The sequence below is a fragment of the Novosphingobium sp. BAM6 genome (assembly GCF_057784955.1).
Genome location: NZ_JBYNTR010000007.1, coordinates 26,794 through 43,306, shown reverse-complemented (window position 1 = coordinate 43,306; position 16,513 = coordinate 26,794). Strand labels below are relative to the sequence as shown.

11 protein-coding genes are annotated in these 16,513 nt (G+C 62.9%); 8 read left to right on the top strand and 3 right to left on the bottom strand.

Features of this window, described 5'->3' with window-relative positions; genetic code table 11:
- The first annotated feature begins 151 nt into the window (after positions 1-151).
- Both AC3EC3_RS15990 and AC3EC3_RS15985 read left to right on the top strand, forming a co-directional pair.
- Positions 152-1,408, top strand: a complete 1,257-nt coding sequence (locus AC3EC3_RS15990) for an aminotransferase class V-fold PLP-dependent enzyme (RefSeq protein ID WP_488490598.1) — start codon at positions 152-154, stop codon at positions 1,406-1,408.
- A 35-nt stretch (positions 1,409-1,443) separates the two neighbouring features.
- Complete coding sequence (locus AC3EC3_RS15985) at positions 1,444-2,955, top strand: S10 family serine carboxypeptidase-like protein (RefSeq protein ID WP_488490597.1); 1,512 nt, start codon at positions 1,444-1,446, stop codon at positions 2,953-2,955.
- Between the two features lie 71 nt (positions 2,956-3,026).
- Here the strand turns inward: AC3EC3_RS15985 and AC3EC3_RS15980 are convergent, their stop codons facing one another.
- Positions 3,027-5,105, bottom strand: a complete 2,079-nt coding sequence (locus AC3EC3_RS15980; protein ID WP_488490596.1) for an amidohydrolase family protein — start codon at positions 5,103-5,105, stop codon at positions 3,027-3,029.
- Between the two features lie 3 nt (positions 5,106-5,108).
- Entirely contained in the window at positions 5,109-6,074 is a 966-nt protein-coding gene (locus AC3EC3_RS15975) for an ornithine cyclodeaminase family protein (protein ID WP_488490595.1), read from the bottom strand.
- Between the two features lie 134 nt (positions 6,075-6,208).
- On the opposite strand from AC3EC3_RS15975, the gene AC3EC3_RS15970 reads away from it, so the two are divergent.
- Positions 6,209-6,682, top strand: a complete 474-nt coding sequence (locus AC3EC3_RS15970) for an Lrp/AsnC family transcriptional regulator (RefSeq protein ID WP_488490594.1) — start codon at positions 6,209-6,211, stop codon at positions 6,680-6,682.
- 6 nt (positions 6,683-6,688) lie between these two features.
- On the opposite strand, the gene AC3EC3_RS15965 is transcribed toward AC3EC3_RS15970, so the two are convergent.
- A complete protein-coding gene (locus tag AC3EC3_RS15965) occupies positions 6,689-7,612 on the bottom strand; it encodes a DMT family transporter (protein ID WP_488490593.1) in 924 nt (307 codons plus the stop codon).
- A gap of 222 nt (positions 7,613-7,834) precedes the next feature.
- Here AC3EC3_RS15965 and AC3EC3_RS15960 point away from each other — a divergent pair, with 222 nt between their 5' ends.
- From AC3EC3_RS15960 to AC3EC3_RS15940, 5 genes are all read left to right on the top strand, one after another.
- Positions 7,835-8,317 (top strand): Lrp/AsnC family transcriptional regulator, encoded by a 483-nt coding sequence (locus tag AC3EC3_RS15960; protein WP_488490592.1) that lies wholly within the window; start codon positions 7,835-7,837, stop codon positions 8,315-8,317.
- 93 nt (positions 8,318-8,410) lie between these two features.
- Positions 8,411-10,120 (top strand): M61 family metallopeptidase, encoded by a 1,710-nt coding sequence (locus AC3EC3_RS15955; protein ID WP_488490591.1) that lies wholly within the window; start codon positions 8,411-8,413, stop codon positions 10,118-10,120.
- Between the two features lie 252 nt (positions 10,121-10,372).
- Positions 10,373-12,622, top strand: coding sequence for a TonB-dependent receptor (locus AC3EC3_RS15950; RefSeq protein ID WP_488490590.1), 2,250 nt, complete (start codon positions 10,373-10,375; stop codon positions 12,620-12,622).
- Positions 12,623-12,769: 147 nt separating this feature from the next.
- Positions 12,770-13,891 carry a pyridoxal phosphate-dependent aminotransferase gene (locus tag AC3EC3_RS15945; protein WP_488490589.1) on the top strand — a complete coding sequence of 374 codons (1,122 nt, stop codon included), beginning with the start codon at positions 12,770-12,772 and terminating at the stop codon, positions 13,889-13,891.
- Positions 13,892-14,347: 456 nt separating this feature from the next.
- The gene (locus AC3EC3_RS15940; RefSeq protein WP_488490588.1) at positions 14,348-16,480 is read left to right on the top strand and encodes a TonB-dependent receptor; all 2,133 of its coding nucleotides are present in this window, start codon (positions 14,348-14,350) and stop codon (positions 16,478-16,480) included.
- Positions 16,481-16,513: the final 33 nt, after the last annotated feature.

Genomic DNA, 16,513 nt, shown 5'->3' with positions numbered 1-16,513 from the left:
TAGCCGGTTTGGGATATGGCCCGTTCGCCTGCGTTTATGTGCGATCTTTGGAAAAAACCGCAAAAACTATTCGGGCCTGTCGGGCTAGAGTGCGCCTGACGAAGGATAATAGATCGAGGCGATGGTGGCGACGGCACTGACACGAAGGACCATGCTGGTAGGCGCCGGTGCGGCGACGATTGCGGCAAGGCCGCTGCTGGCGAGCGCGGCGGAAGCGGCGGCGAGCCTGCCTGCACTGCCCGACAAGGCGAGTTTCGCCCCGCTTCACGGCACCTATCTCGATTCCGGAACGATGCACCCGGTGCCGCTCGGCGCGCAGGCGGCTGTGCAGGCCTATCTCGAACAGCGCGGGACGATGAACGGCTATTGGCCGACCGACGATGTCGAGATGCGGGTGAAGGGCAATTTCGCGCGGCTTATCAACGCCGAGCCCGCCGAGATCGCGCTGGTCCAGAGCACCACGGCGGGCGAGCAGGCGATCATCGACGCGCTGGGGCTGAACGGCGGCGTCGGCGTACCGCGCAAGAGCCGGATCGTCACCGATACGCTGCACTTCTTCGGCTCTTTCTATCTCTACGAGGAACTGGCCCGGAAAGGCGTCGATGTCGCCTGGGTGCGCCCCCGAACGGACAAGGATGGCACGCGCATCGCCATCGAGGACATGGAGAAGGCGATTACGCCCGGCACCACGCTGGTCGTGCTCTCGCTGGTCTCCACCTACAACGGCTTCGAGCATGACTTGAAGCGGGTTTGCGAGATCGCCCATGCGAAGGGCGCGCTGGTCTATGCCGATATCGTCCATGCCGCAGGGGCGGTGCCGGTGGATGTGCGCGCCACCAATGTCGATTTCGCCGCCTGCGCCAGCTATAAATGGCTGATGGGCGATTTCGGGCTGGGCTTTCTCTACGTCCGCGCCGATCTGCATGACCGGCTGAACCGCACGCGTTTCGGCTATTACCAGCTCGACGGGTTCGACCCGCACGTCTACCCGCTCGATGCGCCCGCCCATGATCCGCGCTATCCGATTGCCGACGTAACCCCGCGCAAGGACATGGAAGGCCTGTTCGCCGGGGGGACGTTCCCGCACACGATCCTGGCCGCGCTCGACTATTCGCTCGACCATCTGGTGAAGATCGGCGTGGACCGGCTGACGGGAGCGCGCCGCCCGCTGATGGCGCGGCTGCATGCCGGACTGGCGCAGAAGGGCTACAGCGTGGTGACGCCGCCCGACAGCCGCACGCCGCTGATCACCTGTGTGCTGGAAAACGCGCGCGGACGGATTGCTGCACCCTTGAAAGCTGCTGGCGTACAGATCACCGTTTCGAAGAACCGCTTCCGGGTGAGCCCTTCCGTCTTCAACGACATGGCCGATATCGAGCGTCTGCTCGATGTGCTGCCGCCCGCCTGATTCCTTACCGTCCGATTTCTGCCAAAGGACCGATAATGCGCCTTGCCCTGATCCCCGCGCTGCTGCTCGCCGCCGCTCCCACTGCCCTGATGGCGCAGGACGAAGGCAATGCGCCGATGTCCCCTGCTTTCCTTCAGGCGATGGAGCCGATGGTCCCGCGCGATGCTGCCAGTGACCGTCAGGTGACGACGGCCCACGCGATCACGCTCAATGGCCGCAAGCTGGCCTATCACGCCATCGTCACCGAGACGCCGATGCCGGGAGCCGATGGCACGCCGGTGGCCGAAGGGGTGAGCTATGCGTATGTCGCCGATGACGTGAAGGATGAAGCGAAGCGCCCGGTGCTGTTCGTGTTCAACGGCGGCCCCGGTGCCTCGTCCTCGCCGCTGCACCTGCAGGCTTTTGGGCCGCGTCGGATAGTCGGCAAGGATGGGGCCGGGCACATGGAGGACAACCGCTTCACCCTGCTCGACAGCGCCGATCTGGTGTTCATCGACCCGGTGGGAACCGGTGCCTCTATGCCGATCAAAGGCAAGGATGCCTCGTCCTACTTCGGCGTTGGCGGCGATGCGCGCGGCGTTTCACTCATCATCTCGCGCTGGCTCAAGGCGCATGGCCGCACTGCCTCGCCGGTGCTGCTGGTGGGCGAAAGCTATGGCACCTCGCGCGCGCTGGCGATCCTCAACGAGAATATGAAGGCCAAGACCTGGCTACCCGATGGCGTTGTGCTTCTCTCGCTGGCGATTGGCGACACCGATGGCCCGGTGATCGCCGATGCCACGCTGTTGCCCACGCTTTCTGCCGTCGCGTGGTATCACAATGCCATCGACCGGGACGGGCGCACGGTGGAGCAGCAGTTCGCACAGGCGCTGCACTTCGCCCAGACGGACTACGCCTCGGCGCTGATGCAGGGGCCGTCGCTGCCTGCTTCCGAGAAGGCACGGGTGGCGCAGCAGATGTCGACGCTGATCGGCATTCCGGCGGCGACGCTGGAAGCGGCCGACCTGCACCTCGACAAGCGCCAGTTCATGCTGACGCTGCTTGCCGCGAAGGGCGAACGCACTGGTCAGCTAGATGCCCGTGTCACCCGTGCGCTGTCGCAAAGCAACCTGCGCCCGCCGTTCGACGACCCCTCGATGGCGTTCGGTTCGGGGTCTGCCAACGCGGTCGAGACCTATCTGAAGGACGAACTCGGTTACACCGTGCCCAGTCCCTACCGGAATCTGAACCTGGGCATCAACTTCAAGTGGAACTGGGACAAGGAGTATGGCGGCAGCTATCAGGCGGTGTCTTTCGCGCCCTATCTGAAGGCGGCGATGGCCGAGAAGCCGACGCTGCGCCTGTTCGCTGCCGGGGGCTACTTCGATGTGACGACGCCGGTCTATGCCGGTCAGTTCGCGCTGGAGCAGAACGGCGTGCCCGCTAATCGGATGGCCATGCACCGCTACGCCTCGGGCCATTCCACTTTCGAGGACGAGACCGCGCTGGCCTCGCTCAGTCGCGATCTGCACGCCTTCGTGGCGCAAGTGGTCACTGAGAAGAAGTGAGGTAAGGGAAAAGCGCCCCGGCTCGACTGGTCACGCAGGAGCCGGGGCGTCCCCCCCGGGAAGTATAGGCCTCAGAGGTACTCGTCGAAGGAATCGTGCGCGGGACCGGCACCGACCTTGGGCTTGGGACCGGCCGGGGGCAGCGTGATCTTCGGGGCATCGGCGAAGGGCTTGACCCCGAACGCGGGATAGATCTCGGACGGGAAGTAGATCGTCCCGTCCTTCACCACCATGGCGATGCGGTGCAACTCGCTGAGCGACTGTGTGGGATCGCCCGGCAGCAGGATGAAGTCGGCGATCTTGCCGCGTGCGATCGAGCCCAGTTCCTGATCGCGGCCCATGTACTGCTCCGGCCCCAGCGTGCCCATCCGCAGGACTTCGCCGTTGGGAATGCCCGCCTCGTGGTAGATCTCCAGCTCGCGGTGGACCGAAAGGCCGGTCTGGTCGTCGGTGCCGGGCATCAGGCGGATGCCGCGATCGTGCAGCATCTTTATCGTCTCGCGCACCTTCTCCATCGCGCCGTCATAGGCGGCGGCGTCCTCGGGGCCGTGGATCGGGGCAATGGCCTGCATGCGGCGGCGCTGGAGGCCGATCGGAAGATGGTCGATATATTCCGCGACCGCCGGGTTCGGCTTGCCGTCGCGCCCTTCCATCAGCAGTTCCAGCGTGACGGCAGTGGGATCGTGGGCGATTCTACCCGTCACCATCATGTCGACGGTCTTCTGCACGCGCGGGGAATTCAGGTCGAGATCGGCGGTGCGCTTCATCGCGGTGAGGCGCAGCGGCGTGCGGGTATCCTCGCCGGGCTTGAGCACCCAGCCGAGCATGAGCTGGTTGGCGTGCGTCACCTCGTCATAGCCCGCCGCGATCATCGCATCGGCGTTGGTGAACGCCGGGATGTGCCCGGTTACGGTCATGCCGAGGCTGTGCGCCTCCTTCGTAATCGCCGGCACCCAGTCCGGGTTCATCGAGTTGTAGATCTTGATCTGCCAGTACCCGCGCGCGGCGTACCAGCGCACCGCCTCCAGCGCATGCTCCTGACTGTCGACGACGATGCCCAGGCGCGCCGAATAGGGGCTGCGGCCTTCGAGGAAGCCGTTGGGCAGGATGCGCGGGCCTGCCACTTCGCCGCTATCGATGCGGTGCATCAGGTCGGGCAGGAAGCTGTTGTCGTTGCCCATGTCGCGCACTTCGGTGACACCGGCGGCGATATAGAGCATCGCGGATTCAAGATTGATGTGCGCGTGCATGTCATGCAGCCCGGCCATCAGCGTACCGCCGTTGCCCTCAATGGTCGCCTCGCCGGGGGTGGCCGGTGCGTCGAGCGGCTGGATGCCGGTGATCCGCCCGTTGGCGAAGACCACCGAGACCGGCTGGCCCAGTGCCTTCGTCACCGGATCGAACACGCGCACGTTGTGGATGCGCACTGGCGCATCGATATGATGCGCGAACTGCTTCTGGAGCGCGGCATAGCGCTGCGCGGTCAGTCGCGTGGCAAGGTCGGAGAGCGCCGGAACCTCGGCCTCGTGGCCCTCGCGCACGGTGGTCTCGGTGCCGTCGAGCACGGCGAACAGCGCGCCGGCCTTGTCGAGCAGGATCAGCTGCGGCGAAAGGTCGATGCCGCTGATCGCATAGGCGTTGTAGCTGGCCCTGCCGATGGTCTGCGCGCCCATCGCCTCGACATGGAGCGTGCCGCCCGGCAGCGCGGGCAGGCTGTGCCCCGGCTGCTTCAGCAGCGCGCGGGCATAGAGGCCCAGCGCCCACGGGCTGGCCGACTGGCCGATGTAGAGCGCCGGGCCGCCGACGGTCACATCGCGCGGGCCGGAGCTGTCGCTCCAGTGCACGGAATTACCGGTGCGGGCGAAGCTTTCATGCACGTCACCGCCGAAGGTCGCCTTGCCGTCGAGCGTCCAGCGTTGCGGCAGGCCATCGCCGCCAAGGTCGATGGCTTCGTCCATGGTCGGGCCACGTCCGTTGTCCTTGACGTCGTAATGGATGGTGACGTGCTGGCCATCGTGGACAGCATCGACGAAGCCTACTTTTTCGCCGTTGGCGACGACGGAAAGGCGTTCGTGAACGGGGGCTGCGTGCGCGATGATAGGCGCGGTTAGCAGGGTGGAGGCGGCGAGGAGGGCGCGAAAGGGTGGCACGGATCAGGCGTCCTTGCTGGCAAGATGCGAACGGTAGATATGGGCAGCGGAGGCAAGATCCTGCACCGAATGCCCGAGCGACTTGTAGAGCGTGATCTCCTGCGCCGAGGTGCGCCCCGGCACACGGCCAAGCAGGACTTCGCCGATTTCCGCGACGATATGCGCATCGTTGACCAGCCCGGCCTCGCGCGCCACGAGGAATTCGGCGGCGGCGTCGAGCGCGGAGGCGCGGCTGTCGGCGATGTAGCGCGACTTCACCACCAACGCGCTGTCGGCCTCGACCGGACCGGGGCCGCTTGAACCTACCAGATTGACGTGGGCGCCCGGTTGCACCCAGTCGCCGAAGATCACGGGCTCGGAGGCAGTGGTCAGCGTGCAGATCACGTCGGCGGCGCGGGTCGCGGCTTCCAGATCGGTAACGGCCTGCGCGTTGAGGTGGGCGTACTCGTTCGCCAGTGCGGCGGCCTTTTCGGGTGAGCGGCCCCAGATCAGCACGCGCTCGAACCGGCGGACCAGCGGCAGGCTTTCCAGATGGGTATGCGCCTGCCCGCCGGTGCCGACGATCAGCAGCGTTTTCGCGTCGGGCCGCGCCAGCGCATCGGTGGCAAGCGCGGTCGCGGCGGCGGTGCGGATATGGGTGATTTCCTCGGCATCGGCGACGGCGACGGGGCGGCCTTCCTCGGGCTCGAACAGCACCACCAGACCGCGATGGCGGCGCAGGCCGGGGCGCTGCGGATCGGCGAAGACGCTGATCGTCTTGGTGCCGAAATAGTCGTGATCGCCCAGCGCACCGGGCATCTGCGCGAAGGTGCGCCCGGTGCCCAGTGAGATCATCGTGCGCAGCAACTGGCGCGTCGTTCCGGCGGACAGCGCCTGCATCGCCTCGCGCAGCACTGCGATGCAATCGGGGTAGGTCAGATGCGCGCGTACCGCTTCGCTGTCGAAGATCGCCAGGTCGTCACGGTGCATATGCAGTCCTCAGGGTTGCCGATTGTATCAGTGCGATATTAGGTCGTTCCTGCGCGCGAAAGCATGTTGATCGGATGCGAAGAAGCTGATCTAAAACAATCCTGATCCAAATTCCTGCAAGAGTGTGCATAACCATGGCTGTCGAACTCGATCGTCTCGATATCAAGATCCTCGACCGTCTGCAGATCGACGCTTCGGAATCCTCCAGCGAGATCGCCGACCGCGTCGGCCTGTCGCAGTCGCCCTGCTGGCGGCGGATGCAGCGGCTGAAGGAGGAAGGCTACGTCAAGACGCAAGTGGCGATCCTGGACCGTGAGAAGTTCGGCGAGAGCATGTACATCTTCGCCCAGCTCAAGATCGGTCGCCTGAGCGACGAGAACCGCGAAAAATTTATGCGCGCGATCGAGGATATTCCCGAGATCACCGAGGCGTACACGCTGTTCGGCGAAATGGACGTGATGCTGAAGGTTCTGGCGCCGAGCATGGCGTGGTATCAGAACTTCACCTTCCGCACGCTGCTCCGCCTGCCGGGGGTGGAGGACATCCGTTCCACCGCCACGCTATCGGAGATGAAGTGCACGCACCGGTTGCCTCTGCCCTCTCTCTGATCGGTTTCAGGGGCGCTCTGCCCGTTTTGAAAGCATGAACCCCACGCCGACCAGCGCGAAGCCGCCGATCTCCGCCACGCTGATCCGCTCGCCCAGCAGGACGGTCGCAAATACGGTGCCGAATACTGGCATTAGATAGAAAAACAGACCCGCGCGTCCTGATCCGATCAGCGCTACGCCGCGATTGAACAGAAAGAACGCCAGCACCGAAGGGCCAAGCGCCAGATAGGCAAGCGCACTCAGGCCTTGCTGGTCGTGCAGCGGTAGCGGGCTTCCGGTGGCGAGTTGGAACGGCAGCATGATCAGCGCTGCGCCGGCGAAGGTCAGGAACAGGAAGCTGGCCGGATGGAGCCTGGGGCGTCGGCGCAGCAGCGTTGCGTAAAGCGCCTGAGACAGCATGGCGGCAGCAGCCAGAATCGTGCCGAGGTTGAGCGCACCTGACGCGCCGGGCTTCGCGAGGATGACGGCCAGTACGCCGCAGAACGCAAGCGCCATGGCGAACAGCTGGCGCTGGTTCAGCCGGTCACGAAACAGTGCGAAGCCGCAGGCGGCGATCGTCACCGGCATGGCGGACTGGACCAGCAGCGCGGATGTCGCGGTGGTCTGGCGAAGCGCAAGATAGGCCAGCGTGTTGCTGCCTGCGAGCCCAAGCGCGGCGAGCAGCAAGAGTACGGGCCAGCCGCGCCGGATTTTCGGCCAGTCGCGCTTCAGGTGCGGCAGGGCAAAGGGTAGTGCGATCGGCATGGCTAGAGCCCAGCGCCAGAACGAGAGGCTGACGGGCACCAGCGAATGCGGCAGCGCCCGGCCCAGCACGAAATTGCTCGCCCACAGACATGCCGCCAGCGTGAGCAGAAGATAGGGGCTGTTCCAGATCGACAAGTTGGTCGCTCGGCGACGGGCGATTTCGGGCGCGGCGTGCGCAACGCTCATGCGGGGTTCTTTCGGCTGATTGTGCAGAAGGAAAGGGTGGAGGGCCGCCACGCCGCGACGGCCCTCGGGCAGCGGCGACACGAAGGGCTCTCCGCCCTGTATTTGCTGCAGATCCATCTAAGCGCGCGGGGGTACAATGTCTGTGCATTGTTCGCGAAAATATGTTCTTTCATGCAATATTGATGCATCTGGATCGACACTGCGACACGATCCATGCACGACATGACTATGAATCGCGAACTTGATCGTTTCGACCTGCGGATTCTCGACGTCTGGCAAGGTCAGGGAGATATCGGCCCGGTGGAGATGAGCCGGCAGGTGCATCTCTCCCCCTCGCAATGTTCGCGTCGCATGGCGCAGTTGCGCGGTGCGGGCTACATCGCGCGGGTCGCGGCGGTGCTGGATGCGCCCAGGATGGGCGTTGGGGTGATGGCTTATGTGCTGATCACGCTGCGTTCGCACGAACCGGACTGGCTGGAGCGCTTCGAGCAGCGCATCGCGCAAATGGACGAGGTGCTGGAGTGCCAGTCGTTGACGGGCGAGGCGGATATCATCCTCAAGGTCGCGACGCGTGATCTGTCCAGCTTCAACACCTTGCTGACCCGCGAACTGCTGACCGCGCCTGAAGTTGCCACTGCCCGGTCAAGCATCATACTGGAAGACCTCAAGAGTACGACGCGGCTTCCCGTCCGGTTTGCGCATTGATAGAGCTGATGCGCATAAAGAATGCGCAAGTGCGGATCGGGATATGCCAGAAGACGGCGGATTTTGCGCGACTCCCTCATTAGTCTGTACGACATGACGACACGCCATGCCTCGCTCGCCTGCTGCCTTGCGCCTGCGCTTTTGTTGCTGACCGGTGCGCAGGCCCCTGCACCCGAAATGGCGGTTCGCCTTGCGCCCGCCGCGCCGGATGGGGAAGGGGACATTCCCTATGTCGATGTCTCGATCGCCGTCGAGGGAGAGCATGCGACGGCGGGTCAGGCGGTCTTCGCGTTGCCAGTGATCGCCAATACGCTGGTGACGAGCGCGAATGACCTGACGGACCTGCGCTTTTCGGATGCGGCAGGCGCGCTGGCGGTCACTAGCCGGGATGAGGTGCAGGACGGTTCGAACACGTTGCGGCGCTGGATCGCCGGCCGTCCGGTGAACGGGGCTATCCGCGTGGAATACCGGGTGCCGATCCATGCCGATGCGCCGCCGCTCGCCTTGCCGCAGTACGAGATGCGGACCGAGGGCGGCACTTTTTCGGCGGCGTCGAACGCATTCCTGCTGGTGCCGGTCGATCATGTCGCGCGGCGGCTGCGTGTGAGCTGGGATTTCTCCCGTTACGATTCTGGCAGCGCAGCCCACGGTGTCAGTGCCTCCAGTATCGGCATGGGCGATGCCTGGAGCCATGAGGCGCTGATGCCAGAGCGGCTGGGCTCGATCTATGTCATGGGCGGGCATCCCGGCAGTTTCGGCCCGGCGAGCGATGGGTTCTTCGGCGTCTGGCAGGGCAAGCCGCCGTTCGACATGGCGCCGACGATGCATTGGGCGGGTGGTCTGCATCGCTTCTATGGTCGTTTCTTCGGCTATACGCCGCCCAGTTTCGGCGTGTTCGGACGGACCAACGCCAAGAACCCCGGTAGCGGCATCGGTCTGGTCGACAGCTTCGCGTTCACGTTCAACCAGACTTCCACGCCCGCCGACCTGCGCTCGCTGCTGGCCCACGAGATGCTGCACAGTTGGGTCAATTCGCTGGACGGATCAATGGACGCGCCGGACGGGCTTGACCGCTCATGGTTCGGCGAGGGGCTGGCGGTCTACTACCAGCGGGCCTTGCCCTATCGCGCCGGCATGATCTCGACCAAGGATTTCCTCGCCGACCTGAACGAGACGGCGGCGCGCTATTACACCAACGCCCAGATCGCGACGCCCAATGCCGAGATTCCAGCGGGGTTCTGGCGCGATACGCGTATCCGGGTGCTGCCTTACGATCGCGGCTCGCTCTACTTCGCCGTGGTCAACGCGCAGATCCGCGCGGCCTCGAAGGGCAGGCGCTCGCTCGACGATATCGTGCGTACGATGCTGGCCGCTCGGCGCGCGGGCAAGCCGATGAACGAGGCGCTTTATCGATCGCTGCTGAAGGCGGATCTGGGCGAGAAGGGTGTCGCAGGTCTGGATGCGATGCTGGCCGGTGGCGTGCAACTGCCGCCGTCCGACGCCTTCGGGCCGCAGTTCCGGCGGATACAGGTGCCGCTGCGTCGGTTCGATCTGGGCTTTGACCCGGCCTCGCTCACCGCCCATCCGCGTATCGTGCACGGCCTGATCGCTGGCTCCGAGGCGCAGAAGGCAGGGCTTCGCGATGGCGATGAGATCGTCAACACGTTCCCGCAGGACAAGCTCCAGGGCGATCAGACGGCTTGGCTGACGCTGGATGTGCGCCGAGACGGGCAGACGTTTTCCCTGCGCTATCAGCCTCGCGGGAGAACGGTCATGGCGTACCAGTGGGTTGCGGCCCACTGAGGTCTGGCAAGACTTGAGTGCACACATGTAATGATGCGCGCATACCGGAATCATTGGATTGAAAATTACGTTCTCTTGCCTAGGCGGGTGCTATTTTTATTCTCAGTGGCTGATTGAGCATGCGCTATGCTTAGAATGACACCTTTGGTGCCGCACTAGGCATAAATATCCCCGGAGCCCGGACTATGCTGTCGCCATCAAAGGCGTGGGCGGTAGGGGCCGCTGCAAAGCCGCAGTCAATCGGGGAATATCATGATCTACAATGCTCGCTCGCTTCGCGCCTTGCTACTCGCCACCTGTATGACCGCTGCGGCGACGCCCGCCTTTGCCGACGATGCAGCCCCCGCTGCTGCTGCTGAGGCGAAGTCCGGTGACGAGATCGTGGTGACGGCGCAGAAGCGCGACGAGCGCCTGATCGATGTGCCGATCCCGGTTTCGGTGGTTTCCGCAGACACCCTGACGCGCGAGAACGACGCGCAGCTGCGCGATTACTTCACCAAGCTGCCCGGCCTCAGCGTCTATTCGGCGGGCAATGGCCGGTCGACCTTTGTGGTGCGCGGCATTACCACCGGGTCGGGCAACAATCCGACCGTGGCGATGGTGCTCGACGACGTGCCACTGGGCTCCAGCACCGGCGCAGGTTTGGGCGATCAGGTCTCGGCCGAGATCGATCCGTCCGACGTCTCGCAGGTGGAAGTGCTGCGCGGGCCGCAGGGTACGCTCTACGGCGCCAGCAGCCTTGGCGGCCTGATCAAGTACGTATCGATCATGCCCGATCCCACCAAGTTCAGCGGTACGGTTTCGGCCAATGGCGAAGCGATTGACCATGGTGGGCTCGGTTGGGCGACCCGCGGTGCGGTGAACGTGCCGATCACGTCGACGCTGGCAGTACGCGCTAGTGGCTACTACCGCAGCGATGCCGGTTGGGTGGACGATGCCACTTCGGGCGCCAAGGACGTGAACAACGGCCATGCTTACGGCGGCAAGATCACCGCGCTCTGGAAGCCCACGTCCGACTTCTCGCTGCTGGCGACCGCGCTGCTCCAGAACCGCAAGACCAACAACGTCTCGGACATGGACGTCGATGTCTACGGCACCCCGGTCTACGGCAACTACGAGCACAGCCGCGTGGCGGGTACCGGCCTTGGTGACAAGAAGGTGCGCCTCTACAGCCTGCGCGCCGCCTATGACATGGGCTTTGCCACGCTGACCTCGATTACCTCTTACAGCCGCATCAGCTTCGTGGGGCCGCAGGACGTCAGCCAGACCTTCGGGCGCTATCTGTCGTACTTCATGGACGATACCAGTGGCACCGGCGTGACCATCGCCAACAATGCCTATTCGAAGAAGTGGACGCAGGAGGTCCGCCTGTCCTCGAACGGTTCGGGGCCGATCGACTGGCAGCTCGGCGGGTTTTTCACGCATGAGGATAACAGCACCTACCAGACCATCTATGCGGCGGATTACAACACCGGCGCGGCCATCGATATCTTGGGCAACGGCCTCTACAACCCGCTGTATACCGCGACCGACCCCGATACCTATCGCGAGTTCGCGGGCTATGCGGACCTGACCTATCACTTCACCGACAAGCTTTCGCTGCAGGTCGGCGGACGTTACGCGATCAACCGCCAGTCGAGCCTTGAGAGCCTGGGCGGCATTCTGGAAGGCTATGCCGACGATACCGTCGATACCTCGGCGGCGAAGTCGAAGGATCATGCCTTCACCTTCCTGGTCAGCCCCAGCTACCACATCAACGACAACCTGATGGTCTACGCCCGCGTTGCCAGCGGCTATCGTCCGGGCGGTCCGAACCTGGTGCCGGTGACGTCTGCCAACCGGACCTTTGGCCCTGACCGCACGACCAACTACGACCTTGGCCTGAAGGGCCAGATCGTCGATCACCTGCTGTCGGTCGACCTCTCGGTGTTCGATATCGAGTGGAGCAAGATCCAGCTTTCGCAGACCGACGACAGCGGTTTCTCGTTCACCGGCAACGGCGGCAAGGCGCGCAGCCGCGGCGTCGAGGCCAGCACCACGCTCACCCCCTGGCAGGGCATGAGCGCGACCGGCACGTTCACCTTCACCGACGCGACGCTGCGTGAGGATGTCGATGTCGCCACGCTTTATGGCCTCAAGGGCGATCGCCTGCCCTATTCGGCCAAGTATGCAGGCTCGATCGATCTGGAACAGCGCTTCGTGCTGCCCGGCAACGTCAATGCCTATATCGGCGGCACGATGGCCTATGTGGGTAACCGCTATTCGGACTTCACGCGCAGCGCTTCTGCCGTGCGCTTCGAGATGCCCGCCTTCACCACGTACTCGCTGCGTGCGGGTATCGAGAACAACGGCTGGACCTACTCGCTCTACGTCCGCAACCTGACCGACAAGCTCGGCTTCGTTTCGGGTAGCGCACGGGATACCATCACCCGCACCGGCACGTATGCCGCCGGTGTGATCCAGCCGCGCACGATCGGCCTGTCGATCGGCAAGGACTTCTAAACAACCACCAGCACGGTCCGATTCCTCTTGGGGGGCACCGGGCCGTCTTCGTTCGCCAAGAACGATTACCGTCGAAACCAACGAAAGCCCGATAACGTGGCGAGTGCAGGAAACAACATGCCGAACAGCGAGCCGGGCAGGCCTGCAATGTCTTACGCAAACTGGGTGAGAAGCGTCATCCGGCGCGTGAAGGCGGAGCGCAACCTGCTGATCAGCCTGTTCGACAGTTCGGTGCCCGAACCGATCGACCTGCTGCAGAACCTCGTGCGAGAAGGTTTCGAGGGCGATATCACCTCGCGCTATGCCAGTGCGTTTGCGGGGGGGAACCCGTTTGTCGTGGGGGAATTGCAGCAGCGCTATGACGTCGGCGAGGGGCAGGTGCTGTGTACGACCGGTGCCACCGGCGCGCTGTCGCTGATCTATCGCGCGTTGGTAAAGCCGGGAGAGCGCATTCTCGTCGAGAACCCGGCTTTCGATATCTTTCATACGTTGGCGCAAACGCTGGGCATTGCGGTGGATCGCTTCGAGCGTAGCGGGCCGGGCTTCACCATCGATCCCGATGCCGTCGCGGCACAGATCAGACCCGACACCAAGCTGATCGTGGTTTCCAACCTGCACAACCCGTCAGGCATGGCGACGCCGGAGATCCCTGCGCTCGCCCGTATCGCGGAAACTTACGGCGTTCTGCTGGTGGTTGATGAGGTCTATGCAGATTACGCCACCGAGGCGGAACGGACCCAGCCCGCCGTGCAGGTCTCACCCAATGCGATCAGCATTTCCAGTCTGACCAAGACTTACGGCCTCAGCACGCTGCGCTGCGGCTGGATCGTTGCGCGGGCCGAGATCGTTGCGCGTATCCGGTCATTGGCCGATGAGACCGAGTTCGGCATTTCCACGCTGGGTCATGCACTGGCTGCGCTGGTGCTGGAGCAGCGCGGCGTCTTTGACGATTATCGCGACGGCATCATGCGTCGCGCCCGCCCGATCATCGAATCCTATCATGCGCATTGGCGAGCCGAAGGTCTCGTCGAGGGAGACTTGCCCGATGGTGCCTGTATCGCGTTTCCGCGTGTAGTGGGGATTGAGGATACCAACGCCTTTTCCGAATGGTTGGCAGATCGCTGTGGAGTGATCGTGGCGCCGGGTGAATACTTCGGTCGTGCAGGTCATATCCGTATCGGTTTTGCGCGAGCACCGGCAGATGTCGACTACGGTTTGCAGGCTCTTACCGATGGTCTTATGCGCTATAGAAGTTTGTCTTGCGGTTAGAGGGTTTTCTAATCAGCTATATTCGTCAGATGACTCAGAAAAGGCGGCGGAACAAACACTGAGAGGGGTTTATTCGGTGAAGCCGGGTAAACCTTCTGGAAGCGAGCATTTTTGCGCTGCCTCACGGCCTCGTGAGGTGGGCTAGTCATTCGTCTTTGAACGCCTTTGAGATCTTTTCGCCCACGTGCGGCAAGATGCAAAACCGTTGGTATGGATAGGAAAACTATCTTCCACGGCGTTTCTCGGATCGATACCCTACCTAACAGATAGGTTATAGGGGTTATTATGTCGATTGCCGCGCGTCTCTGTCGTCTCCGTAATGTTCGTGTATCCGGGGCTTCGTTATCCGCCCTTGCTCTGGTCTTAACATTGGCCGCAACACCCGCGTTTGCGAGCGAGACTGCCGCATCTGGCGATGACGCCGGCAGTGATCCGAGATCCGGCAAAAGCGACATCGTGGTCAAGGGGACCGTTGACAAAGGCGATGCGCAGCGACCGCCGACATCCGGCTATCACGTAGATGGCAAATTCCTGGAGGATCAGCGGATCGACAGCCTCAGCGATCTCCAGCAGGTAGCCCCCAGTCTCAATGTGGACGAGGGCGATCCGTTCAACACCACGCTCAGCATACGTGGCAATGGCGATGGCGGTGGCCAGACCGGTGGCGAGGTCAATATCGGCATGCCCAGCAGCGTGGGGCTGTTCCTTGATGGCGTCTATCTTGCCCGCCCCGGCATGCTGTCTTCCGGATTCAACGATGTGGCATCCATCGATGTCTACAATGGAGCGACGCAGGGCACGCTCTATTCCGCCAACGTGACCGGCGGGGTCATCGATATTCATACCCGTGAACCGGGGCCTGACCTCACGGCCAGCAGTTCGTTCTCTTACGGCAGTTACGGCTATCTGCGCGCCAGTGCCGCTGTGTCGGGCAAGATCACCGATAATCTCTATGCCGGTATCAGCTACATGCACACGGGATTGACCGGCAATGTGCGTAACGTCGCCAATGGTGACTGGGTTAACGGCAGTTCCGGGAACGGCGTGCGTGCGCAGTTGGTCTGGCATCCTTCCGATACCGTGAAGGCCAAGCTGATCGCCGACTACAGCCACGAACACAGCACGTCCACGCCGGTACTTTACAAGACCCTGACGATCGGTGGTGTCGACCTTTATGATCTGCACTCTTCGCAGACCGGCAATGTCAATGTGTATGGGCGCAAGGTCGATCTGGACGACCAGAACTACTTCACGGTTCAGTCCTACGGAATTTCGCCGCAGATATTCATCGACCTTGCGGGCGGGTGGAAATTCTCCTCGATCAGTTCCATCCGTTTCCTGTCCAACGACCCCAGTGCGTCCGATGGTCAGAGCATCGATGTCTATCACGACAGTGGCTGGCGCGTGCGTGACAAGACGTTCTATCAGGAGTTCCGTCTGGATACCCCGCACTGGAAGTGGGGCGATCTGGCGATGGGCGTATCCTATTCAGGTGAGCGTACCAACAGCATGGCGCACTCGCGCTACGGTGCGGATGCCGCCGCATGGTACGGCAGTTCGAGCTATACCGGGCTCGATGTCCTGCGATACGGCAAGCTGCATGACGATTTCTACGGCGTCTTTGCGCAGGGCACGTTCCATATCCTGCCCAAGCTGGACCTCAAGGCAGGCGTTCGGGAATCAATTGACTACAAGCGTGGCAGCTTCGTCCGGCTCAACAAGAGCCCCTTCGATTCCGGTGTGATCAGCCAGACCAAGGGTTTGCCTTCGGCCATGCTCAACCTCAATTACCGACCGGATGCCAATACGCTGATCTATCTTGCAGGGGCCTATGCTGAGAAAGCCGGGGCGATGAACATCTCGTCCGGCGCGGTGAGCAAGGCGGGCACGGACTCGCTGATCCTGAAGCCCGAGACCACGCAGACGATCGAACTCGGCCTTCAGAAGGACGTGCCGCAGATCGGTCTTTCAGCCAAAGTCGATCTGTTTGAATCCTGGGTCCACGATTTCCAGACGCAGGGGTATGATGTAGCGTCGCAATCGACTTATCTGCTCAACGCAGGCGAATATCGGGGACGTGGTGTGGAAGCCTCTGCGATATGGACCTCTTCGTTTGGCTTGACTCTTTCGCCTTATTTCATGCTCAATGACATGAAATATCTGGATTACTCAGATGCACGCTGTGCCCCGGAGGTTACGTTGGGGGCTTCGCCGCCGGCGTCTTGCGATCTGACCGGCAAGCCGGTGTTCCGCGCGCCGCGTTACACGGCGAACGTGAATGCGCGGTACGAAACACCGGTCTCGAAGACTACCAGCCTGTATTACACCGCGCGCTATTCCTGGCGCAGCAGTACCTATTCCACGGTGGACGATTCACCCTCGGCCAAAATTCCGGCCTACGGCCTCGTCAACATGTCGCTGGGTGTCACTCGTCAGGTCGACAAGCACGTGATCGATGCATCCGTCTGGGTGAACAACCTTTTCGACAAAAGCTATTACCTGAGCCTTCGCGAAGGCGATTATGGTTCGGTGTTCGGCTACATCGGCAGTCCGCGCACCATCGGCGGGACGATCCGGATTTCCTATTGAATACCGGAGCGGGCGGGACTGCCTTGGCAGCCC